Source organism: Oceaniovalibus sp. ACAM 378 (assembly GCF_008085915.1).
Classification (GTDB): Bacteria; Pseudomonadota; Alphaproteobacteria; order Rhodobacterales; family Rhodobacteraceae; genus Oceaniglobus.
In genome coordinates, this window is record NZ_VSJK01000004.1 from 100304 (window position 1) to 124958 (window position 24655).

19 protein-coding genes are annotated in these 24655 nt (G+C 62.0%); 7 read left to right on the forward strand and 12 right to left on the reverse strand.

The features are described 5' to 3' along the window. Window positions 1-53: 53 nt before the first annotated feature. The 5 genes from lpdA to FQ320_RS06490 form a co-directional block, all read right to left on the reverse strand. A complete protein-coding gene (gene lpdA, locus FQ320_RS06470) occupies window positions 54-1448 on the reverse strand; it encodes a dihydrolipoyl dehydrogenase (protein ID WP_148470896.1) in 1395 nt (464 codons plus the stop codon). Between the two features lie 123 nt (window positions 1449-1571). Continuing rightward, complete coding sequence (locus tag FQ320_RS06475; RefSeq protein WP_148470898.1) at window positions 1572-2144, reverse strand: DUF924 family protein; 573 nt, start codon at window positions 2142-2144, stop codon at window positions 1572-1574. Between the two features lie 76 nt (window positions 2145-2220). Beyond that, window positions 2221-3486, reverse strand: a complete 1266-nt coding sequence (locus FQ320_RS06480; RefSeq protein WP_148470900.1) for an MFS transporter — start codon at window positions 3484-3486, stop codon at window positions 2221-2223. Window positions 3487-3513: 27 nt separating this feature from the next. Continuing rightward, the gene (gene queA, locus FQ320_RS06485; RefSeq protein WP_148471105.1) at window positions 3514-4611 is read right to left on the reverse strand and encodes a tRNA preQ1(34) S-adenosylmethionine ribosyltransferase-isomerase QueA; all 1098 of its coding nucleotides are present in this window, start codon (window positions 4609-4611) and stop codon (window positions 3514-3516) included. Between the two features lie 120 nt (window positions 4612-4731). Further along, window positions 4732-8058 (reverse strand): DUF3971 domain-containing protein, encoded by a 3327-nt coding sequence (locus FQ320_RS06490; protein WP_148470901.1) that lies wholly within the window; start codon window positions 8056-8058, stop codon window positions 4732-4734. 191 nt (window positions 8059-8249) lie between these two features. Between FQ320_RS06490 and FQ320_RS06495 the strand changes: the two genes are divergently transcribed. The 3 genes from FQ320_RS06495 to FQ320_RS06505 all read left to right on the forward strand — a co-directional run bounded on the left by FQ320_RS06495 (window position 8250) and on the right by FQ320_RS06505 (window position 10879). Next, window positions 8250-8723, forward strand: coding sequence for a peroxiredoxin (locus tag FQ320_RS06495; RefSeq protein ID WP_148470902.1), 474 nt, complete (start codon window positions 8250-8252; stop codon window positions 8721-8723). 316 nt (window positions 8724-9039) lie between these two features. Next, window positions 9040-10374: a M23 family metallopeptidase gene (locus tag FQ320_RS06500; RefSeq protein ID WP_187393794.1), complete on the forward strand. Its 1335-nt coding sequence runs from the start codon at window positions 9040-9042 to the stop codon at window positions 10372-10374. Then, the gene (locus FQ320_RS06505) at window positions 10364-10879 is read left to right on the forward strand and encodes a polymer-forming cytoskeletal protein (protein WP_148470903.1); all 516 of its coding nucleotides are present in this window, start codon (window positions 10364-10366) and stop codon (window positions 10877-10879) included. Before FQ320_RS06500 ends, FQ320_RS06505 begins: the two co-directional genes overlap by 11 nt. A 216-nt stretch (window positions 10880-11095) precedes the next feature. Here FQ320_RS06505 and prfB read toward each other — a convergent pair whose 3' ends face one another. The 4 genes from prfB to FQ320_RS06525 all read right to left on the reverse strand — a co-directional run bounded on the left by prfB (window position 11096) and on the right by FQ320_RS06525 (window position 17469). Beyond that, window positions 11096-12223: a peptide chain release factor 2 gene (gene prfB / locus FQ320_RS06510; protein WP_148470904.1), complete on the reverse strand. Its 1128-nt coding sequence runs from the start codon at window positions 12221-12223 to the stop codon at window positions 11096-11098. A gap of 66 nt (window positions 12224-12289) precedes the next feature. Beyond that, window positions 12290-14845 (reverse strand): penicillin-binding protein 1A, encoded by a 2556-nt coding sequence (locus FQ320_RS06515; protein WP_148470905.1) that lies wholly within the window; start codon window positions 14843-14845, stop codon window positions 12290-12292. A 125-nt stretch (window positions 14846-14970) separates the two neighbouring features. Further along, window positions 14971-16197: an N-acetylmuramoyl-L-alanine amidase gene (locus tag FQ320_RS06520; protein ID WP_148470906.1), complete on the reverse strand. Its 1227-nt coding sequence runs from the start codon at window positions 16195-16197 to the stop codon at window positions 14971-14973. A 132-nt stretch (window positions 16198-16329) separates the two neighbouring features. Next, window positions 16330-17469 carry a pyridoxal phosphate-dependent aminotransferase gene (locus FQ320_RS06525; RefSeq protein WP_148470907.1) on the reverse strand — a complete coding sequence of 380 codons (1140 nt, stop codon included), beginning with the start codon at window positions 17467-17469 and terminating at the stop codon, window positions 16330-16332. Between the two features lie 149 nt (window positions 17470-17618). Here FQ320_RS06525 and FQ320_RS06530 point away from each other — a divergent pair, with 149 nt between their 5' ends. Continuing rightward, a complete protein-coding gene (locus FQ320_RS06530) occupies window positions 17619-18392 on the forward strand; it encodes a DsbA family protein (RefSeq protein ID WP_370513027.1) in 774 nt (257 codons plus the stop codon). Between the two features lie 227 nt (window positions 18393-18619). On the opposite strand, the gene ispG is transcribed toward FQ320_RS06530, so the two are convergent. The 3 genes from ispG to FQ320_RS06545 form a co-directional block, all read right to left on the reverse strand. Then, on the reverse strand, window positions 18620-19756 hold the full coding sequence (gene ispG, locus FQ320_RS06535; RefSeq protein ID WP_148470908.1) for a flavodoxin-dependent (E)-4-hydroxy-3-methylbut-2-enyl-diphosphate synthase: 1137 nt from the start codon (window positions 19754-19756) through the stop codon (window positions 18620-18622). A gap of 73 nt (window positions 19757-19829) precedes the next feature. Further along, window positions 19830-21053, reverse strand: a complete 1224-nt coding sequence (locus FQ320_RS06540; protein WP_148470909.1) for a helix-turn-helix domain-containing protein — start codon at window positions 21051-21053, stop codon at window positions 19830-19832. Window positions 21054-21147: 94 nt separating this feature from the next. Further along, window positions 21148-21591, reverse strand: coding sequence for a hypothetical protein (locus tag FQ320_RS06545; RefSeq protein WP_148470910.1), 444 nt, complete (start codon window positions 21589-21591; stop codon window positions 21148-21150). A gap of 183 nt (window positions 21592-21774) precedes the next feature. Here FQ320_RS06545 and FQ320_RS06550 point away from each other — a divergent pair, with 183 nt between their 5' ends. From FQ320_RS06550 to FQ320_RS06560, 3 genes are all read left to right on the forward strand, one after another. Next, entirely contained in the window at window positions 21775-23148 is a 1374-nt protein-coding gene (locus FQ320_RS06550; protein ID WP_148470911.1) for a M20/M25/M40 family metallo-hydrolase, read from the forward strand. Window positions 23149-23226: 78 nt separating this feature from the next. Beyond that, on the forward strand, window positions 23227-24162 hold the full coding sequence (locus FQ320_RS06555) for a nucleoside hydrolase (RefSeq protein WP_148470912.1): 936 nt from the start codon (window positions 23227-23229) through the stop codon (window positions 24160-24162). Then, a complete protein-coding gene (locus tag FQ320_RS06560) occupies window positions 24159-24617 on the forward strand; it encodes an N-acetyltransferase (RefSeq protein WP_148470913.1) in 459 nt (152 codons plus the stop codon). Before FQ320_RS06555 ends, FQ320_RS06560 begins: the two co-directional genes overlap by 4 nt. Window positions 24618-24655: the final 38 nt, after the last annotated feature.

Below are 24655 nucleotides of genomic sequence, written 5' to 3' on the forward strand. Positions count from 1 at the left end.
CAGGAACAGGACCGCCGGGGCTGCCGCCTGCCTGAGGCAGCAAGCCGCCGATGTCAGAAATGAATCGCCCGGTCCCAGGCATCGAGCACCGATTCGTGCATCATCTCGCTCAGGGTCGGGTGAGGAAACACACTATTCATCAACTCAACCTCGGTGGTTTCCAGCGTTCGACCAATGACATAGCCATGGATCAGCTCGGTCACTTCGGCCCCCACCATATGCGCCCCGAGAAGCGCGCCGGTCTGCGCATCAAATACCGTCTTGACCAGCCCCTCGGCCTCGCCCAGAGCGATTGCCTTGCCGTTGCCGATGAAAGGAAACCGTCCGACGCGCAACTTGTATCCAGCCGCGACCGCCTGAGCCTCGGTCAGGCCAACACTGGCAATCTGTGGCTGACAATAGGTGCAACCGGCAATCGAGTCGGGGTCGACAGGGTGCGGATGCCCGCCCGCGATCAATTCAGCCACCATCACGCCCTCATGGCTGGCCTTATGTGCAAGCCACGGCGCCCCCGCCAGATCGCCGATGGCAAACAGCCCATCAACACCGGTACGACAGTATTCATCCGTCACCACATGGGTGCGCTCAACCGTCACACCCAGAGCTTCAAGTCCGAGGTTTTCGGTATTTCCGACGATTCCGACGGCACTGATCGCCGCGTCAAAGATCAGGGTCTGCGCCTTGCCCTCTGCTTCAATCGTTGCCGTCAGCTGGCCGTTGCCGCGCTCCAGAGACGTCAGTGTCGCGCCTTCCAGAATGGTCATACCCTGTTTCACAAACTGCTTTCTGGCAAAGGCGCTGATCTCGGCATCTTCGACGGGCAGGATGCGTTCCATCACCTCGATCACAGTGGTATCGGCCCCCAAGGTGTTATAAAAGCTTGCAAACTCGATACCGATGGCACCCGATCCGATCACCAGAAGCCGCTTTGGCATATGTGGTGGCACCAGCGCGTGCTTGTAGGACCAGACAAGATCGCCGTCCGCCTCGATCCCCGGCAGGCTGCGCGCCCGCGCCCCGGTGGCCAGAACGATGGCAGGCGCCTCAAGTGTTTCCTCGCCCGCTTCGGTGGTGACCGACACCCTGCCCGGCGCCGGTACGCTGGCCGTGCCCATGATCACCGTGACGCCGTTCTTTTTCATCAAATGGCCGACGCCCGCATTCAACTGCTTTGCCACCTTGCGCGACCGTTCGATGACCGCGTTCAGGTCAAACCCGACTCCGTCGGCGGACAGACCGAACTCTTTCGCCCGTTGCATCAAATGGAACACTTCAGCGCTGCGCAACAATGCCTTGGTCGGAATGCAGCCCCAGTTAAGACAGATGCCGCCCATGTGTTCACGCTCGACGATGGCCACTTTCAGCCCCAGTTGCGCCCCGCGGATCGCCGCAACATATCCCCCCGGCCCCGCGCCGATCACGATCATGTCGAATGCCTGTGCGCTCATGCCCTGTGCTCCCTTCTGGCCCCATGCCATCAAAGCTAGGGCAAGACCGTGCTGCGCGGAAACGAAAATGCATCCGCCCGAATCCGGTGACTGCGCCTGACGCGCAGCGGTCGACTGTTCAGGTCAGGCCGCCTGAAGCGTGCGCAGGATTGCGCCGTAGCCGCCGTCGTCCATAAACGCCTGTTCGCCGGCCCGAGTTTTCCGCGACAGGGCCTCGTTGCGGTATGGAAAGCGGCCAAACTGGCGAATGACCTCGCGGTGCGCGCGGGCATGCAACAGGTTGGTGCCGGCCCCTGACATACGCGTCAGAAACAGCCGTACGCACCGGTCCTGATCGCAAAGGCTCTCGGAATGCATCAATGGCATGTAAAAGAACTGTCGATCGGGCGGGTCGACCCGCATGTCCCAGCCCCGGGCAATGGCGGTTTTGGCCGCGGCCAACGCGACGCTATCGGTTGAAAATGCTTGCCCATCGTCGCGAAACATATTGCGCGGAAACTGGTCGGTCAGGATAATATAGGCCAGCGCGCTCCTCGCGTTGGTCAGCCAAAGCGACAACCCACCGTCGCGCGCAACAGCCCAGATGTCACCAAACCGGTCACGCACCTTGTCGTCCAGCGCCTTGCCGCCGCCATACCAGCCCTTTGCACCGACCTCGTCCAGCCAGAACGCCAGCACATCATCAGGGTTTACCATCCCTCGTCCTCCCTCGCTCATGCGCTCCTCGGGCGCATGTTTCCATCGTGTGCCGCTTGTCGTCGCAATACAAGTCTCAGCCACCCTGGGATGGGTCGCTTTCCTCGGCGGTGTTGTCGGCTGCCCACTCCTGCGCCGCGCCCACCGCGACCTGCGATGAACTGGCAAGTACCGTGACATAAGCCGAGGTATCGCTGATCCCCGGAGCCGCGCGACGGGTCATCCGGTACAGCGCATAGGACCCGATCAGCAACATGAGGACCGACATGAACACCCAGAACCCCGGCGGACCGAACACACCCATCAGCCAACCGGTCGTCAGCGGCCCGGCAACCGCCCCGACGCCGTTGATGAACATCATCCCGCCGGATGCTGCGGCCATGTCCTCGACCTCAAGGTAGTCGTTGGTATAGGCGATGAGCAGGGCATACAGCGGATTGGTCATCCCGCCGATGACGAAAGCCACCCCCAGCAGCACGACGAAGTTATGCCCCAGCAGCACACCGACCACCGTGGCGCCTCCGCCGATAAAGGCAGCGCCACAGATCAGCACCCGCCGGTCCATCCGGTCAGAGGCCCAGCCTATGGGAAATTGCAGGGTCAGGCCGCCGACATAAATGACGCCGATAAACAGCGAAATCTGCTGCACGCTCAGCCCCGCCTGCGAGCCGTAAACCGCCGCCATGCCGAACTGCGCGGAAAAGACCGCGCCAAGCAGAAACATGCCAACGCAACCCAAAGGCGACGAATGGTAAAGATCCACAAGGCGCATCGGCTTGGTCCGCTCGAATGCGGGTGTCGGATTCACCGACAGCAAAATCGGCGCGAAGGAAATCGACACCAGAACCGAAGGGATGATGAACAACACGAATCCCGACGGATCGCCAAGCGCAACGATACCCTGCGCGCCGATGATTCCCAGCATCTGCACGATCATGTACAGCGACAGCGCCTGCCCGCGGGTTTCATTGGTCGACGCATTGTTCAGCCAGCTTTCGGCGGTGACATAGACCGCCGAAAAGCAGAACCCGATCAGCACGCGCAGTCCGGTCCAGACCCAGGGATCGGTGATTGTCGGATACAGGATCAGGATCGCCGAGATGAAAGACGCCAGCGCCGCAAAAACCCGGATATGCCCGACCCGACGGATCATTTCCGGCGCCACCCTTGAGCCGCCAAGAAACCCGACGAAATAGCCCGACATGATGAGCGACATCGAAAAGGTCGAAAACCCTTCAAGCTGGCCGCGTATCCCCAGCAATGTGCCCTGAAGCCCGTTGCCGAGCATCAACAGCGACATTCCAAGCAACAGTGCCCAGGAACTGCCAAGGACCTTCATCATGACGGGGATTCCTTTCGCCCCTGAAGCTCAGGGAACGGTTGTGTCATTCGCGACCATCTGATGTCGCCTTTGCCGGGGCGGTATCAGAAGCGATCCATCGCCGTAAGAGAAGAAACGATACCTCTCGGAGATGGCATGAGCATAGATCCGCCGCACCTCGTCCTGACCGACCAAAGCCGACACCAACATCATCAAAGTCGACTTCGGCAGATGGAAATTGGTGACCAGCGCGTCGGTCAGACGAAACCGGAACCCGGGAGTGATGAAAATGTCCGTCGCCCCACGCCAGGGCGCGATCACCCCATCGCCGGTTGCGGCACTTTCAATCAGGCGCAGCGCGGTGGTGCCGACCGGCACGATCCGCCCGCCCGCCCGAATGGTTGCGTTGATCTGATCGGCGGCTTCGACAGTCACTTCGCCCCATTCGGCATGCATCCGGTGTTGCGAAACATCGTCGGTCTTGACCGGCAGAAAGGTGCCCGCCCCAACATGCAGCGTCACATGGGTGGTGGTCACCCCCCGCGCCGCCAGCCCCGCCATCAGCGTGTCGTCAAAATGGAGCGATGCCGTCGGCGCCGCCACCGCCCCCGAATGCCGCGCCCAAAGCGTCTGATAATCCTCGCGGTCACGGTCATCGGCGGGGCGACGGTTAGCGATATAGGGCGGCAGCGGCATTTCCCCCGCTTCGGCCAGCGCTGCGTCGAAGCTCGCCCCTGCCACGTTGAATGCCAACAGCGCGGTGCCCTCGTCACGCCCCTCCAACCGCGCGGACAGCTGGTCGGAAAACCGGATTTCCTCGCCGTCGCGCAGCTTCTTCAGCGGCTTGACCAAGGCCGACCACAGCCCCCCCGGGCGCGGCTCCAACAGGGTCACGCCGATGCGCGCGGCGGTGCGCCCTTCGGCGCCGTCCCGAAACCGCTGGCCGGACAAACGCGCCGGAATCACCCGGGTGTCGTTCAGCACCAAAAGATCGCCCGGCAACAACCAACCAGGTAAATCGATCATCGCTGCGTCGGCGATTGCCCCGCCTTCGGCAACCAGCATCCGCGCGGATGAACGCGGCCGGACGGGCCGGGTCGCAATCAGCGCCTCGGGCAGGTCGAAATCAAAATCGCTCAGCTTCATGGCCTGCGTCATGCGCTGACCGGATTGGCCCGTCAACGCCTGCGGCTTCTTCTTTGCAAAAATACTCAAATCCACCGCCGATCCCGGACGCGCCGCTCGACGGCCCGCATGACGCTCGTCTTACCGCTCGGGCGGCGCGCGGCGGAAAATCTCGCGAAACATTCCCGGCGTCAGAATCGACAGGGGGTTTACCGATACCGCCGGTTTCGCCGCTGCCCCGGTCAGGCGAAAGTTGAACCCGAACAGCCCCTCGCCGCGCCGGGTAAAGATCGATCCGATCCGGTTCAGCAGATAGATCGGCGAAATGACCCCCTGCATGTTGATCTGGCGCGTGGCAAGATCATAGACCCCGTCCAGCGACAGGCCCAGTGATGACCCCGTTGCGCTGCCCTGATACAGGATCAACTGGCGCGGTGTCAGACGAAACGACGCCTGCGTTTCCTCAAAGACCAACCCGTCACCATTCAGCTGTTCCAGCAGTCCGACGACCGAAATCGCGCCCAACAGATCGGCGATGGCCGGTGCGCCGCGCAGCCGGAACCGCCCGACCTTCAGCGTTCCGTCATAGGTGCCCGGGATGCCCGTCGGCACCAGCACCGCCTCGAATGGTCCGTCATGGCCGTTCTGGATCAGGCCCGCGCTGCGCAACAATCCGCCCGCGTCGGCGGCCCGCAGGCGCAGGGACACGCCGCGCGATCCGCCCACCAGATCACCCTGCACCGTCGCTCCGCCATTGACGCGCGCGGTAAACCTGCCGCTGGTCGTGCGCCCCGGCTCCAACCGCCCGTTGAACGCGGTCAGCGCGATCCCCTCGGTGACCTGCAACCGGTCCAGCGCGATGTCGACCGGACCGCGTGCAGCGCCGCCCCCACTGCCGCCACTGTCCTTGCCAAACTTGGCGTTCCGAAAATCGAGCGTCCCGCCCGCAACGCGGATCGCCACAGGCTGCCCCTTGCCCTGCCCGATCAGGCTGACCGGCGCGTCAAGCCAGCCCCCCAGACGCACCCGATCAAAGGTCGCCCGCTCCAGACCACCGCCGGGCGCAAGGATGATCCGCCCAGCCGTATCAAGCCCCGCAGCCTTCACCGACAGGGATTCAACAGCCGGTGTCTTGCCCATGGTCGCGCGCAGCGTCAGCGCGCCGCCGGTGTCCGGCGCTTTCGCCCAACCAACCCCATCAATCCGCAGGCCCAGCCCTTTCAGATCCGAGGTGACTGTCACCCGCGGCGCCTGCCCCGTCGCCAGATCGACTGTCACATCCCCGGTGCCGCGTCCCGACACCATGCCGCGCGGCAAGGCGATGCCAAAACGCGACAGCGTATCCGCCGTCAGCGCCACCTGTCCGCGCACCTGGCTTTCGCCCCGGTCATCGGGGGCCAGCCCCTGCCGCCAGCGCCCGTTGACCGCAACACCGTCGATCATGGCCGCGCCCGACACCACAACCCCCGCGGGAGACACGGCAATATCCAACGCCTCGGCGGTCAGATCGCGCCCCTGCACCAATGTGCCCGAGCGAAACCCGGTCAGTTTCCCGGCAACGTCATAGTCGATATCTTTTGGCGTCAGCCCCTTGCGAAACTCCATCGCCAGCGTCGTGGTGATCTTTGCGCGCGCTTCCGCCAGATCAGGCCCGTGCAGACTGTCCTTCAACAGGCGCAGGGGCGGATTTCCCAGCAACGACAGCAACGCCGTCAGCGTGCTGTCCGAGGTCAGGGCATATTCGCCGCGCGCCGGTTTCTGCCGGGTATCCGGCACCACCAGAACCGATCCCGCCATGTCGATCTCGCCACCCTGCTCGGGCATGACGGTGCCCTTGTCGACCGCAATGGCAAACCGCGCAGCACTGAGCGAGGCATAGCCCGCCCCCCCGGTCAGTGGCGGCATGTCACGCAAAAATTGCAGCGTCGCATCGCGATAGGCAAAGGTCACGCCGATCTCGGGCCGCTCTCCCGGACGCCGGCGAAACGCGCCGTGCACGTTATACAACACGCCGGACGTGATGTTTTTCGCCAGCCAGTCACGGGTTTTCGCGGCAATCGGCACAGGCCACAGCGACAAGGCCCGACCGACCGGCACCTCGGGCACGTCAAGGTCAAGCGCGACGTTCCAGCCGTCACGCTCTGCACTGACCCGACCCTGCGCCGCAAAGCTGCGCAGCCCCGACTCCTCATCCGGTTCGCTCAGCACCACCTGACCCAGATCGAGAGTGAACGGGTTCAGCCGCAGACGCGCATCCACCGCCCCCTGCCGAAACGACACCCCCGATGCAAAAAGATCCAGCGGCGCAAGACGCAGCAGATCGAAGTTCAGTTGCGTCACCAGCGAGCCGGGCACACCGCGCAAATCGAGGTCTTGCAGATAGGCATGGCCGGAAATACTGGCAGTCAGGTCGTCACTCTCAACCGCGATCCGGCTAAACTCGATCTTCTGGAGATCCGGACGATAGGCAAAGATCGCCCGCGCGCTGTCAAACTTTACCGGCGCAAGATCAGGGCGCGGCAGCAGTGATCCAGCACCGATGGCCAGCCTTCCGGTCAATTCGTCCAACACGCCGTCCGCCGCAAGGGTGGCGCGCAACGCCCCCGATATCGGCGCGTCCAGCACTCCCAGAACAGCCAGCGCAGGGGATTGCAGCGCGACGTCCTGCGCCGCCACATTGTCGATCTTGACCGACAGTTCTGCGAGACTGTCCGCGCGGCGGCTGATGATCGACAGTTCGGCACTGGCCAGATCGTCGGTGCCGTTGAACACTTCGGCGGCCAGCGCGATTTCGATCCCTTCAGAGGTTTGGGTCAGCGTCAGATCACCGCCGTTGATGGTCCAGACCCGGGCGCTGCGGGCATCTTCGACGATGATGGTCAGATCGTCGATGACAATCCGTTCGATCCCCGCATAGACGCCCTGTGCAAACAGCGCGTCCATTTCATCCAGCACCCCCGCCAACCCCGGAAACGCAGTCTCGCCCTGACCGAAGGACAGCTGGAACCCGCCCTCGGCGTCGCGGCGCAGCGTCACCTGCGCCCCCGACAGCGTCAGACGGCGCGGCACGATGCGCCGTTCCAACAGCGCCATCGGATCGAACGACGCCTGCACCCGGTCCAGCCGCGCCACGGCGGTGCCGTCGGAATCGGTCAGCGCAACATCGATCAGACTGATCCGCGGCACGCCGCGCCGATCGACGAACAGGCCGATCCGCCCCAGATCAACCGCGCCGCGTGTCATGCTGGCGTTGATCCGCGTCTCGATCCGGGCGGTCACCCAGGCGGGCAGGGTCAGCGCACGTTCAGTCAGCGACAGTGCGGCGATCCCGGCCAGGATGGCGAAGATCAGCGCAAGCAACAGCAGCCAGGCCCCGGCATGGCCCGCCCGCGCGACCGGGTGGCGGCGCTTTTTCGGGCCGGGAGCTTCGGGACCGGGCTGTTCTGGAATGATGGTCGGCTCTGGCATTCTGTCCTTGTCGGGCGACCGGGCTGGATTCTGGTCTGTATCCTTGCGCGGCACAGCTTGAAGCAAGATGAATTTACTTGGAAACGGACGGACCGAAGGCCGCCAGATCCTGTGGCGGATTTCGATTCATTTCAAAATCATTCTGCTCTAGAATGAAACCTGTATTCGTCCGGTCACAGGATCACAGTCAGATGAGCGATACCACCCTGCCCCGCCCTGCCCCCGATTTCACCCTGCCGCGCGACGGTGGCGGCACTGTCGCCCTGTCCGAACTTCGGGGTCAGACGGTCGTGCTGTATTTCTATCCCCGGGACGACACACCGGGCTGCACGACTCAGGCGCAGGGCTTTACCGAACTGGCCGATGCTTTCGCCGGAGCGGGCGCCGTGGTTCTTGGCGTCAGCAAGGACAGCGTGGCGAAACACGACAAATTCCGCGAGAAATACGGATTAAAAGTGGCGCTCCTGTCGGACGAGGACGGCACAACCTGCGAAGACTATGGCGTCTGGGTCGAGAAAAACATGTATGGCAAGACATCCATGGGCATCGAACGGTCGACCTTTCTGATCTCGGGCACGGGCGAAATCCTGCGCGAATGGCGCAAGGTCAAGGTGCCCGGCCATATGGAAGAAGTGCTGGAGGCCGTGCGCGCCATCACCGCGTGACCGGCTGATCCACCGCCCCGAATGACCCTCACCGACAAGCCCGGATCGTGCTGTTCTGGGACTCAGAAACCCGGACCGCCGCCCAAATTCTGCCGGGATTCGTATTGGTCGCTGTTTTCCACATTCAGGCACGGACGCGCATCCCGTTGAAATCCCGCTGTATTTCCAAAATTTCGGCGAAAATCCGCCGAGTCACCCCGCAAAACCCGCTCAGCCATTCGAATTTGGCCAAAAACGTTGCGATCCCTAATCTGTCCCGCTACTCACCTCTAAGCAATCGGTTGGGGACCGCGCGCTGCCATGGGGAATGGCGACAATGGGACAGGAAAACGTGAAAGCAATCAAACCGAATTTCATCAAGTCGGCGGTCGAACGGGCCTTTCCGGAACAACGTCTTTTTCTGCGGTCGGAATCGGAGACCCGCTTTTTGCGGCTGTCTTCGGGGAGCCAGTTGATCGCGATTTCAGGCAGCGCCGTTCTGGTTGGCTGGTCGATCATCGCGACTGCGATCCTGCTTATGGACACCATCGGATCCGGCAATGTCCGCGATCAAACGGTGCGCGAGCAGGCCACTTATGAACAGCGCCTGAACGCCTTGTCGGTCGAGCGTGATTCCCGTGCCCAGGATGCCCGCGACGCCCACGATCGTTTCAACAGCGCGCTGGTCCGTGTTTCGACGATGCAGTCAAGCCTGCTGGAATCCGAAGCGCGGCGCACCGAACTGGAGACCGGAATCGGGCTGACCCAGGAAACCCTGCGCCGCACGATCAAGGAACGTGATGACGCCCGCGACGAAGCTTCCACACTGGGCGAAAAACTGGCCGACACCGGGTTGAGCGACCGTGAAAAAGGTCGGATGAACGACGCAGAATCGACCATGGATTTCTTGGCCGCCGCGCTTGATACCACCGCCGAGCAGCGCGATATGATGGCCGCTGAAGCCGCCGAAGCCGAAGCCTTTGCCGAAGCCGCGATCAACGACCGCAAGCTGGTCGAACTGCGCAACAATCAGATTTTCGAACAGCTCGAAGACGCGCTGACGATCTCCGTGACGCCGCTGGACAAAATGTTCCGCTCGGCCGGTCTGAACACCGAGAGCCTGCTAAATGCGGTGCGCAAGGGATATTCCGGCCAGGGTGGCCCGCTGACCCCGATCCGGTTCTCCACCAAGGGTCAGGAACCCGATGCCGACAGCCTGCGTGCAAACGGCATTATCGACCGTCTGGACCGGATGAACCTCTACCGTATCGCAGCACAGAAAGCGCCGTTCGCCCTGCCGCTGAAATCTGCATTCCGCTATACCAGTGGCTTTGGTCCGCGTTGGGGCCGGATGCACTCGGGCACCGATTTCGCCGCCGCTCACGGGACGCCGATCTACTCTACGGCTGATGGCGTCGTGACTTATGCCGGAACCCAGTCGGGATACGGTAAACTGGTGAAAGTTCAGCACGAATTCGGAATCGAGACTTTCTATGCGCACCAGTCCAAGATCCGGGTAAAAGTGGGACAAAGAGTCTCGCGCGGAGAGCAGATCGGTGATATGGGGAATACCGGACGTTCGACCGGCACACACCTGCACTATGAGGTGCGCGTTGGCGGAAAGGCCGTCAATCCGATGACCTATATCAAGGCAGCCAAAGATGTTTTCTAAGAGCAAAATCAACGAGCCCGGACCAAAACAAGGAGGCGAATCCGTGCCACCATCCGCCAGCACACCGTCGGAAGGTGCAAGTGCGCCCCGCACGTCCACCGACTTTACCCCGTCGGCGCCGAAGGCAAAGCCCCCTGCATCCGTTCTCTCGGCGGATCTGATCATCAAGGGCAACCTGAAGACCACGGGCGACATCCAGATTGAAGGCACTGTCGAGGGTGACATTCGTGCCCATCTTCTGACCGTTGGCGAAGGTGCCACTGTCAAAGGCGAAGTGATGGCCGATGACGTCGTGGTCAATGGCCGCGTCGTCGGTCGGGTTCGCGGGCTCAAGGTCCGGCTGACGTCGACCGCGAAAGTCGAGGGTGATATCATCCACAAGACCATCGCAATCGAATCCGGCGCGCATTTCGAAGGCTCGGTTCAGCGGCGCGACGACCCATTGAATCCCTCCGGACAAAGCACGCCCCGCCCGCCCTTGGGTGGCGAGCCTCCCAAATCCTGACCAGATCTGATTTCTGGGCAAAGGGCACCCCTCGGGGTGCCCTTTTTGTTTGACGGGTTGGTGGAGGATCGGTTGGTTCGCGCGATCGCCGATATTTACTGACCAGCCTACGACCGGAGGCGCACCCACAGGACAGACCAGGGCATGACGCCCCAGTCTGTGAAAAACTCGGAGTTCGGGATTTCAGCTTAAGCCAGCAGCGCTGCCAGGGCGCGATCAGTCGTCGGCGTGGGCCTCGGCACGGGATTTACCAGTCACGTCCTGCGCAAGCGTTGCCGCCATCAGCCCGTCCAGCGCGCCGTCCAGCACCCCCTGCGTATCAGAGGTTTCATAGTTCGTGCGCAGGTCTTTAACCATCTGATAGGGATGCAGCACATAGGACCGGATCTGATTGCCCCAGCCCGCGTCGCCCTTGGCGTCATGCGCTTCGTTGATCGCCGAGTTCCGCCGGTCCAGCTCTTGTTGATACAGCCGCGATTTCAGCGCCTTCATGGCGATGTCGCGGTTCTGGTGCTGGGATTTCTCGGAACTCGTAACCACGATCCCCGTGGGCATGTGGGTGATACGCACTGCCGAATCGGTGGTGTTCACGTGCTGTCCGCCCGCGCCCGACGACCGGTAGGTGTCGATGCGGATATCGTTGGCCGCGACTTCGATCTCGATATTGTCATCGACCACGGGATAGACCCAGACCGAAGAAAACGATGTGTGGCGCCGCGCAGCACTGTCATAGGGTGAAATCCGCACCAGCCGGTGCACTCCCGATTCGCCCTTCAGCCAACCATAGGCATTTGGCCCGGAAATCTTGTAGGCAGCGGATTTGATCCCCGCCTCGTCGCCCGACGTTTCCGACTGCAACTCGACAGTATAGCCCTTTTTCTCGGCCCAACGGACATACATCCGTGCCAGCATCGACGCCCAGTCACAGCTTTCGGTGCCGCCTGCGCCGCTGTTGATTTCAAGGAATGTGTCGTTGCCGTCAGCTTCGCCGTTCAGCAGCGCCTCAAGTTCGGCTTCGGCGGCGCGGGCTTTCAGCGATTTCAGCGCGGCCTCTGCCTCGGCCACGATGTCTTCGTCGTCTTCGGCGTCGCCCATTTCGATCAGCTCGAGGTTGTCAGACAGCTCTTGCTGCATCCCGTCGTGACGCGCCAGAGCATCGACCAGCGACTGCCGGTCGCGCATGAGTTTTTGCGCCTTTTCAGGATCGTCCCAAAGCCCCGGCGCCTCGACCATGGCGTTGAATTCCTCAAGCCGGTGGCCCGCTGTTTCGCGGTTCATCCGCTGGCCCAGAAGGATCAGGGATTTCCGGATCGATTCGACCGTGTTCTGTGTCTCTGCGCCCATCGCCCCGTCCCTTGTCGTGTCAGCCTTGCTGATAACAACGCCGGGGCCGAACGGCAAGGCAGCCGCTTAATACAACCCGCCCGATGAAAGCGTGCCGAAAGTGGCCCGCTTGTTTGGAATCACGACAACACCGCCCGACGAGGTGCGCACCTTCGATCCCTCTTCGGACCCCTCGCCCGCGGAAAACAGCGGCAGGTTGCTGCCCATCGACCAGCCGCCATCGAAGGCCACGCCGAACACCGGTTCTTCGCCAATGCGGAAATATTCGGCCACAACGTTCGGCCCGGATGCATCGTTTGACAGACGGGCACCGGTGAAACGGTCGATCTTGATGAATTCGCCGCCCGGCGGAACCTCGAACGGGCCGCCGCCGTATTTCTTGACCGCTTCGCGCATGAACTGGTCGAACACCGGCGCACACAACCCACCACCCGTTCCGGACCTGCCCATGGTGCGTGGCCGATCATAGCCGATGTAACAGCCTGCCGCGATGGTGCTGGTAAAGCCAACAAACCAGGCGTCTTTTTCGTCGTTGGTCGTGCCGGTCTTGCCTGCCGTGGGCACACCCAGGTTTACTTTGCCCTTGGCTGTCCCGCGTTCGACCACACCCTGCATCATCGACGTCAACTGATAGGCGGTGATCGCGTCCATCACCCGTTCACGGTTCGAGTTGATTGCAGGCGCAACGTCGGGGTCCAGTGAGGCAAGCTCGCATTGCGGGCAGGTGCGCTGATCGTGGCGGTAAACCGTTGCGCCATAACGGTCCTGTACCCGGTCGACCAGCGTCGGTTCGACCCGTTCGCCACCATTGGCAAACATCGCATAGGCCGCGACCATCTTGTAAAGCGTGGTTTCCTCAGCCCCCAGAGAGTTGGCCAGAAACCGTCCCATCCGGTCATAAACCCCGAATTTCTCGGCATAGCGGGCGACGGTGTCCATGCCGACCTCTTCGGCCAGACGCACGGTCATCAGGTTGCGCGACTGTTCGATCCCGGTGCGCAGCGGTGCCGGGCCATAGAACCGGTCGGCATAGTTTTTGGGCCGCCACAGACCCTGCGGCGTGTTGATCTCGATCGGGGCGTCAACAACCACAGTGGCCGGGCTGAACCCTGAATCGAGTGCCGCGGCATAAACGAAGGGTTTAAAGCTTGATCCCGGCTGGCGCGTCGCCTGTGTGGCGCGGTTAAACACCGAATGCTGATAGCTGAACCCGCCCTGCATCGCCAGAACTCGACCGGTATTCACATCCATCGCGGTAAAGGCGCCCTGCACCTCGGGGATCTGGCGCAGGGTCCAGCGGATAAAACTGCCGTCGCTGTCCTGAGTCATCATGCGCACCAGAACCACATCGCCGGTTTCCAGAAGATCGCCCGCCACCTGGGCCTTGCGACCCAGTGATCCATCGGAGTTGCGCTTGCGCGCCCATTGCACATCCTTGGCTTCGATCCAGTGACCGTCATCGTCTTCGGGCACATCTTCGATCCCGATACGTGCGCTGGTCTCGCCAACCGACAGGACAACCGCAGGATGCCAGGGGCTTTCAAGGTCCACGTCCCGCGACACGGCAACATTGGAAAGCGCGCCACGCCAGCTTTCTTCACTGCTCAACAAGGCAGTTTCAATCGTCTTGCCCGTGCCGCGCCAGATGCCTGTCGAACGGTCATAGCTTTCCAACTGCCGGCGCAGAGCCTCGGCGGCGACCTCTTGCAACTCGGGGTCGAGCGTTGCGCGGACCGACATCCCACCCGAGAAAAACTCGCCCTCACCGAATTCACCACTCAGCTGGCGGCGGATTTCATCGGTGAAATAATCGCGAGGCGGCAGCGAGGCCCTGAAGCTCTCGAAGTCGCCGTTCTGGACACTGCGCAGGGGGGCTTCGCGCGCCGTACGATATTGTTCTTCGTCCAGATAGCCGTTTTCGAACATCTCGCGCAGGACAAAGTTGCGCCGTTCGATCGACCGCTCTTTGTCGCGCACCGGGTGATATCGCGACGGCGCCTTGGGCAGGACCGCCAGATAGGCGGCCTCTTCGGGGGCCAGTTCGGCAAGCGATTTGTTGAAATAGGTCTGGCTGGCGGCGGCGACGCCAAAACTGTTCTGACCAAGGAAAATTTCGTTCAGGTACAGCTCAAGGATCTTCTCTTTGTCCAGGGTGTCTTCGATCCGGCTGGCCAGAATCAGTTCCTTGACCTTGCGCTCGGCGCTGCGTTCGCCGCCCAACAGGAAATTCTTCATCACCTGCTGGGTGATGGTCGACGCACCGCGCAGCGCGCCGCCCCTTGCGGCATCGATGGCAGCGGCAATCATGCCGCGCGGATCGTACCCCTTGTGGGTATAGAAATTCTTGTCTTCCGCCGAAATGAACGCACCCTTGACCAGATCAGGAATGTCAGCGGCTGCGGCGAACAGGCGACGTTCCTCGGCGAACTCGTCGATGATCCGCCCCTCGCGGGAATAGATCCGGCTGATCGTCGGCGGAGTATACTGGGCCAACTGATCTGTGTTCGGCAAATCGCGGGAATACATCCAGAAAATCGCGCCAATGGTCAGCGCCGCAAACATGACGGCAATCGTCACCCAGCTGAAAATCGCTCCTAAGAACGACAGGATGAAACGGACCATGACTCAGACTCCCACAAACGACAGGGCGTTTATACCGGGGCCGCGCGGCATGGTCAAAACACACGTTCCATCAGCGCGGCACTTTCCCGCCATGTGGCGTCACGTTTTCGGGATTGCAGTGGCATCTAGCGGTTCAGCAGCCGCGCTTCGTCTGCATCCTCTTGCGACCAGACAAGCAGGGCGTCGCGAATACCCAGAGCCGCCTTGCGCCGCCAACCCGCATCGGTCAGCCGGTCACGGTCACGCGCGCTGGACAGGAATCCCAGTTCGATCAGCGCCGACGGGATATCCGGCGCCTTGAGCACCGAAAACCCGGCGCGCAAACGCGGACGTTTGTGCAAATCACCCGTGCGTTCAGACAGTCCCGTCACCAGCTTTCCGGCCAGACGTTCGGCGCGGGGTGTCGTGTTCAACCGGGCCATGTTCATCAGGACACCGGCAATCACATCGTCATGTTCGCTCAGATCGACGCCACCCAGCAGATCGGTGCGCTGGTGACGTTCGGAAAGGACACGCGCCGCATCATCACTTGCCTCGGAGGACAGGGTATAGATCGTCGCTCCCGATGCCCGCCCCTCGGCCAGAGCATCGGCATGAAGCGACAGGAACACATCGGCCCCCGCCGTGCGCGCCACGGTCAGCCGGGATTCCAGCGGCACGAACACGTCTTCCTCGCGCGTCATGACCACGCTGAAACGTCCGCTTTCCTCAAGCACCCGCCGCAGATCCTTGGCAAAGGTCAGCATCAGGTCAGCCTCGACGACGCCATCGGCCTCGGCCCCCGGATCAACACCGCCATGTCCGGGGTCAAGAACGACGACCAAAGGCCGCTCGCCTGTCTGGCGGCCCCGGCCATCGGCGATCGCTTCGGGTCCGTCGCTGCCCGCAAATACGCCGGGGGGTGGGCCTGCGGTCTTGGCGAATGTCACAGCATCGACCGGCGCCATCTGCACCTTCAGCACCGCTTGCCCGCTGTTTCCGCCAGTGCCCAGACCCGCAGTTTCCAGAGCCATCGGCTCGGCCAGAGACAGCACCAGCCGCGACCAGTCACGTTGCGTCGCGCCGGTGCGAATGTCGGTCACGACATCCGAGCGCACGACATCGCCAATCGACTGCCCGGTCCAGTCGACCTGACTGAAATCCACAACAAGGCGCGGTGGATTGTCGACGGTAAAGATCCGCCACGGAACCGGCTGGGACAGCGTCAGCGTGATCTGCAGGTTCGCCCCCAGATCGACAATTTCCGAACGTGACAAATCAGGCCGGGCCAGCGCATTCAGCGGGCCCTGCGCAAAAGCGCCGTCGGCAAGCGGGAACAGGCCCCAAAGGGCCAGAACGAAAGGTCGGATCATGGGCATCTGCTCTGCCAAAAAAATCGGCCTGTTTTCGGCCGTTAGGCGAATATTAGCCGAGATCTGCCAATTACGGAACGCAAAAAACGCCGCCTGATGAAAAAAGATCCCACCTTTTGAACAGCCCCGTTGTCAGCCCAGCCGCAGATATTCCGTCAACCGCTCCAGCCCCTCGGCGATGTCTGCCGTGGCCCGCGCGTAAGACAGGCGTAGGGTCTTTGCACCGCGCAACGGGTCAAAATCCAACCCCGGCGTCACCGCAACACCGGCGCGGGCCAGTATGTCCGAGGCCAGCGCGCGACTGTCCCCGGTCAGGTCGGCCACATCGGCATAGACATAGAACGCGCCGTCGGGCGGTGCGAACCGGCTCAGACCTGCCCCCGGCAACCCGTCCAGCAGCAACGCCCGGTTGGCGGAATAGACCGACAGATTCGCCTGAAGTTCATCGTCGCAATCCATCGCCGCCAGCGCGGCAACCTGACTGGCATGGGGGGCGCAGATGAACATGTTCTGCGCCAGACGCTCTACCGTGCGGATGTGCGATTCAGGAACCACCATCCAGCCGATTCGCCAGCCGGTCATGCTGAAGTATTTCGAGAACGAATTGATCACATAAACGTCGTCGCTGATCTCCAGCGCGCTGACCGCCCGCCGGTCGTATCCGACCCCATGATAAATCTCATCCGAAACAAAGGCCGCGCCCCGTTCCTGCGCCGCGCCAATCAGAGCCGCCAATGCGGGACGGTCCAGCATGGTGCCCGACGGATTGGCGGGTGAGGCGACGATCAGCCCGGCAATGTCATCGGGTAAGGTTTCAGGCGTCGGTTGAAACCGGTCCTCGGGCGAGGTGTCGATACCGACGGGCGTCAGGCTCAGCGCCTTGAGGATCTGGCGATAGGACGGATAGCCGGGGTTGCCGAGGGCCACCCGCTCGCCCGCGTCAAACAGCGCGGTGAAGGCCAGAAGGAATCCCGCCGATGACCCCGAAGTGACGACAACCCGGTCGGGGTTCAGATCGACGCCATACCAGTCGCGATACAATCGGGCGATTCGGGCGCGCAGTTCCGGCAACCCCAGCGCCACGGTATATCCCAGCGCGCTTTGCTCCATCGCGCGCACCAGTGCGGCGCGGGCGGCGGCAGGTGCCGGTGTGCCGGGCTGGCCAACTTCCATATGGATGATGTGGCGGCCCGCCGCTTCGGCCTGTCGGGCCTGTTCCATCACATCCATGACGATGAAGGGGTCCACGTCGCCCCGTGCCGATCTGCGCATAGTTTCCTCCGATGTTGCCTGTCGATGCCGCGCCCCGGCGCCCCCGTCAACCGTCCCGTCACGGTTACGTGAGCGGGCTGCGCCCCTGCCCCCTTGCCAACGCGCCTCTGTCTGCCATGCTGCGCCGCAACAAATTTGAAGGAACCGCCATGATCCGCTCCGCTCATCTCCGCCCCGCCCATTTCCGCCCCGCCTTGGCCGCGCTCATGCTGGGCACGCTGGCCCTATTACCCCTGCCCGCCGCGGCTGAAATGAACGAAGCTGAACGCAGCGAATTGCGCGAGGAAGTGCGCGCCTATCTTCTCGAACACCCCGAGGTGCTGATGGAGGCGATCGGCGTTCTGGAACAGCGCCAGGCGGCGGATGCCGAAATGGGCGATGCACAACTGTTGGCCGACAACATGGATGCGCTGGTCAATGACGGATATTCCTGGGTCGGCGGCAACCCCGACGGCGACATCACGATTGTCGAATTTCTCGATTACCGCTGCGGATACTGCAAGAAGGCGCATCCCGAAGTGACCGAGCTTTTGGCGCAAGACGGCAACATCCGGCTGATCGTCAAGGAATTCCCGATCCTCGGCGATGAATCGGTGATGGCCTCACGCTTTGCCATCGCGGCCAAGATGGTCGCGGGCGACGACGCCTATGGCGAGCTGCACGATGAATTGATGCTGATGCGCGGTGCCGTGACCGAAGCCTCGCTGCGCGCGGCCGCCGATGCACAGGGGTTGGATTCCGATGCCATCGTCGCCCGGATGAACGATCCGGAAGTGACGCGGGTCATCGATGAAACCCGTGCCTTGGGTCAGCGGCTAAAGATCAACGGCACGCCCAGCTTTGTGTTCGACGACCAGATGGTGCGCGGCTATGTGCCGCTTGACGCAATGCAACAGATCGTCGCTGCCGCCCGCGAGGGATAAGCGCGAGGCTGGCTCGGCTTTCCCGCAGCCAGCCGTTTCGCGAGCCTATTGGCGATCTCCCCAAGCGCAAAGGAAACAGGCGGCACCCGCCTGTTCACCGCCGCTCTGGGCGGCCGAACCCGCAGACTTCGCTTGGCCATCTAAAGATGATTTGAAGAACAGCCTCAATAGTGGCTCGCAACCGGCTGTTTCTTCTTTGCACAAATACTCAAATCACAACGCAGAAACTATTCCGCCACCTGCGCTTGTTCGGTGACCAATCCAGCCTCGATCTCGGCGGCACGTTTTTCCACCTGCTCGACGATGTGCTCTACCATCGCATCATTGCCCAGCTTGTGGGACTGCTTACCGGCCAGATAGACCATTCCCGATCCGGCACCGCCGCCGGTAAAGCCAATGTCGGTCATCAGGGCCTCGCCCGGCCCGTTGACCACACAGCCGATGATCGACAGGGACATCGGCGTCTTGATATGCTCCAGCCGCTGCTCCAGAATTTCCACGGTCTTGATAACGTCAAAGCCCTGCCGCGCGCAGGACGGGCAGCTGATGATATTCACCCCCCGGTGCCGCAGGCCCAGGGATTTCAGAATCTCGAATCCGACCTTCACCTCGGCCACCGGATCGGCGGACAAAGAGACGCGGATCGTGTCGCCGATCCCCATCCACAGAAGGTTGCCCATGCCGATGGCCGATTTGATCGTTCCACTGGTCAACCCGCCAGCCTCGGTGATGCCAAGGTGGATCGGTGCATCCGTCGCCTCGGACAGCTTTTGATAGGCGGCTGCGGCCATGAACACGTCCGACGCCTTGCACGAGATCTTGAATTCGTGAAAATCGTTGTCCTGCAACAATTTAATATGGTCCAGCCCGGATTCGACCATCGCGTCGGGGCATGGTTCGCCATATTTTTCCAGCAGATGACGCTCCAGCGAACCGGCGTTCACGCCAATGCGTATGGAACAATTGTTGTCCCTTGCCGCCTTGATCACCTCTTTGACCCGACGCTCATCACCGATGTTTCCGGGGTTGATCCGCAGGCAGGCCGCGCCAGCCTCGGCGGCTTCGATCCCGCGTTTGTAGTGAAAGTGGATGTCGGCAACCAAAGGCACCGGCGATTCGCGGACGATCTGCTTCAGCGCCTTGGCGCTGTCCTGATCCGGGACGGACACGCGCACGATGTCTGCCCCCGCCTCGGCTGCGGCCTGAATCTGCGCCACAGTGGCACGCACATCGGTTGTGGGCGTGTTGGTCATCGTCTGCACGGTAATCGGCGCACCGCCCCCGACGGGAACGTTGCCGACCATGATTTGGCGCGACGTTCTGCGGTCGATGTTGCGCCACGGGCGGATGTGGTTCAGCGACATGAAAGCGGCTCTCTCAACAGGTCAGGGCTTGTCTGACAGGTAGGTCAGCGCGGGCCCGGGCGCAACCGCAAGCCTATTCTTCGACCGGGGCCAAAAGCGATGCATCTGCCACCACGGTTGCCAGATCGCCGTCGTTTTCCAGATCGGCGACCTTGTACTGACCCCGCAGGCTTTCGGCGGCCAGGCTGAGATTCTTGGTGACCTGACCATTGCGCCCGGCGGGACCATAAGCATCGCCGTTCAGCGCAAAATAGATCGCGCCGGATTCGCCGGTCAGCAGGGTCGCCGACTCTTCCGTCTTGGGCAGAACGAACCGATCACCTTTGTTCATGATATTCTCATAGATCACCGTGCCGTCGGCGGCCCGCACCCGGACCCAGCTTTCGCGCACGGCGAACAACACGACTTCAGGCACCATCTCGGCCACCACGCGCAGGCCGTCGGGTTCCGTCGTCTCGCCGTTCAGGGCCGAACCGGCACCGGGCACTGCCAGCGCGGCAAGCCTTGCTGCGTCGAGCCCGGCGGGCGAATCCGTGGAGTCCGAAGCGGCACGGCGCGGGTTCAGCGCGGCGATTGGCCCGTCACGGGCGACCATCACCGGCACGTCCAGCGCCTGTGGGCGATAGATCCGGTCGAAACCTTCGCCTTCGTTGGATTCCACACCGGCAAGAGCATCAGCGCCGACGGGCATCGTGGCGCCGACACCGATCAGCGGGTCAAGATCGGAAATGACGCCGGGGGTCTGGTCAACCGGAACAAAATGCACCTTCTGCACCTCGTTCAGCACCGAGTATCCGCCGTAGCCCAAAACTCCGATCAACGCGACGAGCACGGCAATGGACCCAATCGCCCCGGGTTCGATGTGCGACAAAAGACCGGGCGATGACGGGGCGAAGAACACGGTCGATTCGGAAAACGGATCGCTGCGCCCCGAGGCAGAGCCGCGCGCTTCGGCGCGTTTTGACGAGGCGGCAGAAGACATCCCGTGCGCGGTTTCAAAATTACCCTCGGCACAAAACGCGCGGTAAGCCCATTCGGGATCAAGCCCGAGATAACGCGCATAGGACCGGACATAGCCCGCAATGAACCCCGGCGTTTCAAACGCCTGAGGATCGGCATTTTCGATAGCGGCAATATAGGTGGCACGGATCTTGAGTTCGCGCTGAACGTCAAGAAGCGACTTGCCCAGTGTTGCGCGTTCGCCGCGCATCACATCTCCAAGACGTACGTCGAAATCGTCGAACCCGCGCGGGCCCTCCTCTTCCACCACCTCGGGAGCCCGAAAACGTCGGATCATTTTTCCCACCAAACTTGCACTGCCCCATATCCCGTATCTTGTGCGATTCGCATCGACAGACCGATTTCTTGGAAAGGTAGCATAGGGTACTTGCCTATGCACATGCGGAAAACTCGCCAAGCACCTGCTTGGGCGTATTTCTGCGCAAATTCAGGCGGCTTGCAAAAGTTTTTTGTGGAGAAACAAAGGGCTTCATTGGCCGACGTTTTGATGTCTGCGAAATATCGAAATGTCCGACGTTGGAATTGGCAGCTAGGGCAGTTGCCCGAGTGAATTCCCCGGACAATCGTGGCGCGGTGAATTGCACCTCGCGGCCCGCATGATCGGTGGTCGGAAATACCGCTTGTGACACATCATCTGCCGGTACCGGGCGAAAAGGCAGGCGCAATCGCGACTGCGCGGCAGCGGGGCAATCACCGGCCCGGCGAACAGTGTATCCGGCCGGCAACTGGCCAGCCATCAAAGGCAGGCTGGCTTTGGCGGAAACCTGACCGGCGGTCAGAAAAAATAAGGAGGAATTGTTGCAAAACAAAAGCATACAGCACTATACCCAGTTTCCGGATGAGGTGGAACCATACGCCCCAAGATAGTGTTTGACCACCCCTTTGGCACGCATGTTACTCTGGTATTGGCGGCAGGGTCACTGGACACCCACGACGAGCCTGTTAGGCTCGCGAAAATACCCCCGATACCCTCGATTTCCCCTCGAAAGGACTGATGGATGAGCCTTGAAGACGTGCTGTCCCGCATCGACGCCGATCTTCCGGCGGCGACAGAGCGGTTGATGGAGCTGTTGCGCATCCGGTCAATCTCGACCGATCCGGCCTATGCAGCCGATTGCGACGCCGCGGCCGACTGGCTTGTTGCCGATCTGGCCAGCATCGGGATCGATGCCGCGAAACGCCCGACGCCCGGCCATCCGATGGTCACCGGCCACCACCCCGGCGATGGCCGCCATCTGCTTTTCTATGGCCACTACGACGTGCAACCCGTTGATCCGATTTCACTTTGGCACCACGATCCGTTCGACCCGGTGATCGAAGACACCCCGAAGGGAAAGGTGATCCGCGGCCGTGGTGCCTCTGACGACAAGGGCCAATTGATGACCTTTGTCGAAGCCTGTCGCGCCTGGAAAGCGGTGCATGGCACCCTGCCCGTCCAGCTGACGTTTTTCTTCGAGGGCGAAGAAGAATCCGGCTCGCCCTCACTTGTGCCGTTCATGGAGGAAAACTCCAAGGAATTGACGGCGGATATCGCACTGATTTGCGACACCGGGCTGTTCGACGCGGACACGCCCGGTATCGTCACCATGCTGCGTGGAATGCTGCAGGAAGAACTGACAATCACCGGCCCCGACCGCGATCTGCATTCGGGGTTTTATGGCGGCGCCGCAATCAATCCGGCCCGGGTACTGGCGCGGATCATCGCCGGACTTCACGACGAAACGGGGCGGATCACCGTGCCCGGTTTCTATGACGGGGTGGCCGAATTGCCGGGACAGTTGCGCAGCCAGTGGGACAATCTGGGCTTCGATGCCGACGGATTCCTGAGCAGCGTCGGATTGTCGGAACCTGCGGGCGAACAGGGCCGCACGCCGCTGGAAATGGTCTGGTCGCGCCCGACCTGCGAAGTGAACGGTCTGTGGAGCGGTTATCAGGGCGACGGCTTCAAGACGGTGTTGCCGTCACAGGCCCATGCCAAGATCAGTTTTCGCCTGGTCGGCACGCAGGATCCGCTGGAAATCCGGCGCGCCTTCCGCGCCATGGTGGAAGACCAACTTCCAGCCGATTGCACGGTCGATTGGAAGGATCACGGAGCATCGCCCGCAAGCGTGATGAGCATCGACGACCCCGCCTTCGATCTGGCCCGCCACGCGCTGACACCCGAATGGCCCAATCCCGCCGCCTATGTCGGCGCGGGCGGATCGATCCCGGTTGCCGGATATTTCAAGTCGATTCTGGGGATGGATTCCATGCTGATCGGTTTCGCCAAGGACGATGACCAGATCCACTCACCGAACGAGAAATATGACCTGATCAGCTTTCACCGGGGCATCCGCAGCTGGGCGCGAATTCTTCAGGCTCTTTCACGCTGACCGACGCTCCTCGGTCCTGACGTCGCTCCTCGCGAGGAGCGACCGCAAGGAAGCGAGGAGCCCCAGCCAGGAGAAACCATGGCGCGCAAGATCATCATCGACACCGACCCCGGACAGGACGACGCCGTCGCGATCCTGCTGGCTCTCGCTTCGCCCGAGCTTGTGGTTCTGGGGCTGACCGCCGTCGCCGGCAACGTGCCGCTGGCGCTGACCGAAAAAAACGCGCGGATGATCTGCGAATTGGCCGGGCGGCGTGACATTCCGGTCTTTGCCGGATGTGATGCGCCGCTTGCCCGCCGATTGGTGACGGCCGAACATGTGCATGGCAAGACCGGGCTGGACGGACCCGTCCTGCCCGAGCCCACGATGCCATTACAGGACGGGCACGCAGTCGATTTCATCATCGACACCCTGCGCGCCGAACCCTCAGGCACGGTAACGCTCTGCGCGCTGGGGCCGTTGACCAACATCGCCACCGCCTTGCAACGTGCGCCCGACATTGCCGAACGTGTGCAGCAGATCGTCCTTATGGGTGGTGCCTATTTCGAAGTGGGAAACATCACGCCCACTGCCGAATTCAACATTTATGTCGACCCAGAAGCCGCTGATATCGTGTTTAAATCCGGAATGGATATAGTTGCCGTTCCGCTCGACGTCACGCATAAGGCACTGGTCACCGCACAGCGCACCGCCGCGTTTCGCGCTCTGGGCACGCCGGTGGGCATCGCGGTCGCCGAGATGACCGATTTCTTTGAGCGTTTCGACAAAGAGAAATACGGCGGCGAAGGCGCACCACTGCACGATCCCTGCGTCACCGCCTATCTTATCGCGCCAGATCTGTTCACCGGGCGCCGGATCAACGTTGAGATCGAAACGATGTCTGATCTGACGCTGGGAATGACCGTCGCCGACTGGTGGGGCGTGACCGACCGGCCTGAAAATGCGCTGTTCATCGGTGATCTCGACGCCGATGGATTTTTCAAGTTGCTGACCGAGCGTCTTGGCCGGTTGTGACAGTTTCCCTGCGCATCGCCGCCGCCGTTGACCGGCCCCTTGTCCTGCCGATGCTCACGGCCTTTTGCGCAGAACAGATGTCGCACGCAGAGGATGGCGCTGATGCCACCCGCACCGCGGCGCTGGACCGGTTGCTTGACGGGCTGCCCGCCGCCACGCTCTATCTGATCGGGCCGCCCAAATCGCCGGTTGGTTATATGCTGATCGCGTTCGGTTTCGACCTGAGCGCGGGCGGAGTCACCGCCACCATTGGCGAATTATACATCCGGGCCGCCGTGCGCGGTCGCGGTATGGGAAGCGACGCGGTGGCGACGCTGGCGCATGCGCTGCACGGCCATGGCGTGTGCGCGCTGCATATGGAAGCCTCTGACGCCAATCCGCGCGCCAAGGTATTCTGTCGCCGGTTGGGATTTGATGAACGCACGGACACCAAGCTGCTGACCCGCACCCTTTAACCATCCGCTCTGCACCCCCAAATAGGGTCAAAGGACAC

What these genes read in the sequence shown, in the direction of transcription:
- lpdA (WP_148470896.1), bottom strand. Translation starts at nt 1,448, where the DNA reads ATGAGCGCACAGGCATTCGACATGATCGTGATCGGCGCGGGGCCGGGG.
- FQ320_RS06475 (WP_148470898.1), bottom strand. Translation starts at nt 2,144, where the DNA reads ATGGTAAACCCTGATGATGTGCTGGCGTTCTGGCTGGACGAGGTCGGT.
- FQ320_RS06480 (WP_148470900.1), bottom strand. Translation starts at nt 3,486, where the DNA reads ATGATGAAGGTCCTTGGCAGTTCCTGGGCACTGTTGCTTGGAATGTCG.
- queA (WP_148471105.1), bottom strand. Translation starts at nt 4,611, where the DNA reads ATGAAGCTGAGCGATTTTGATTTCGACCTGCCCGAGGCGCTGATTGCG.
- FQ320_RS06490 (WP_148470901.1), bottom strand. Translation starts at nt 8,058, where the DNA reads ATGCCAGAGCCGACCATCATTCCAGAACAGCCCGGTCCCGAAGCTCCC.
- FQ320_RS06495 (WP_148470902.1), top strand. Translation starts at nt 8,250, where the DNA reads ATGAGCGATACCACCCTGCCCCGCCCTGCCCCCGATTTCACCCTGCCG.
- FQ320_RS06500 (WP_187393794.1), top strand. Translation starts at nt 9,040, where the DNA reads ATGGGACAGGAAAACGTGAAAGCAATCAAACCGAATTTCATCAAGTCG.
- FQ320_RS06505 (WP_148470903.1), top strand. Translation starts at nt 10,364, where the DNA reads ATGTTTTCTAAGAGCAAAATCAACGAGCCCGGACCAAAACAAGGAGGC.
- prfB (WP_148470904.1), bottom strand. Translation starts at nt 12,223, where the DNA reads ATGGGCGCAGAGACACAGAACACGGTCGAATCGATCCGGAAATCCCTG.
- FQ320_RS06515 (WP_148470905.1), bottom strand. Translation starts at nt 14,845, where the DNA reads ATGGTCCGTTTCATCCTGTCGTTCTTAGGAGCGATTTTCAGCTGGGTG.
- FQ320_RS06520 (WP_148470906.1), bottom strand. Translation starts at nt 16,197, where the DNA reads ATGATCCGACCTTTCGTTCTGGCCCTTTGGGGCCTGTTCCCGCTTGCC.
- FQ320_RS06525 (WP_148470907.1), bottom strand. Translation starts at nt 17,469, where the DNA reads ATGCGCAGATCGGCACGGGGCGACGTGGACCCCTTCATCGTCATGGAT.
- FQ320_RS06530 (WP_370513027.1), top strand. Translation starts at nt 17,619, where the DNA reads ATGATCCGCTCCGCTCATCTCCGCCCCGCCCATTTCCGCCCCGCCTTG.
- ispG (WP_148470908.1), bottom strand. Translation starts at nt 19,756, where the DNA reads ATGTCGCTGAACCACATCCGCCCGTGGCGCAACATCGACCGCAGAACG.
- FQ320_RS06540 (WP_148470909.1), bottom strand. Translation starts at nt 21,053, where the DNA reads ATGATCCGACGTTTTCGGGCTCCCGAGGTGGTGGAAGAGGAGGGCCCG.
- FQ320_RS06545 (WP_148470910.1), bottom strand. Translation starts at nt 21,591, where the DNA reads ATGCTTTTGTTTTGCAACAATTCCTCCTTATTTTTTCTGACCGCCGGT.
- FQ320_RS06550 (WP_148470911.1), top strand. Translation starts at nt 21,775, where the DNA reads ATGAGCCTTGAAGACGTGCTGTCCCGCATCGACGCCGATCTTCCGGCG.
- FQ320_RS06555 (WP_148470912.1), top strand. Translation starts at nt 23,227, where the DNA reads ATGGCGCGCAAGATCATCATCGACACCGACCCCGGACAGGACGACGCC.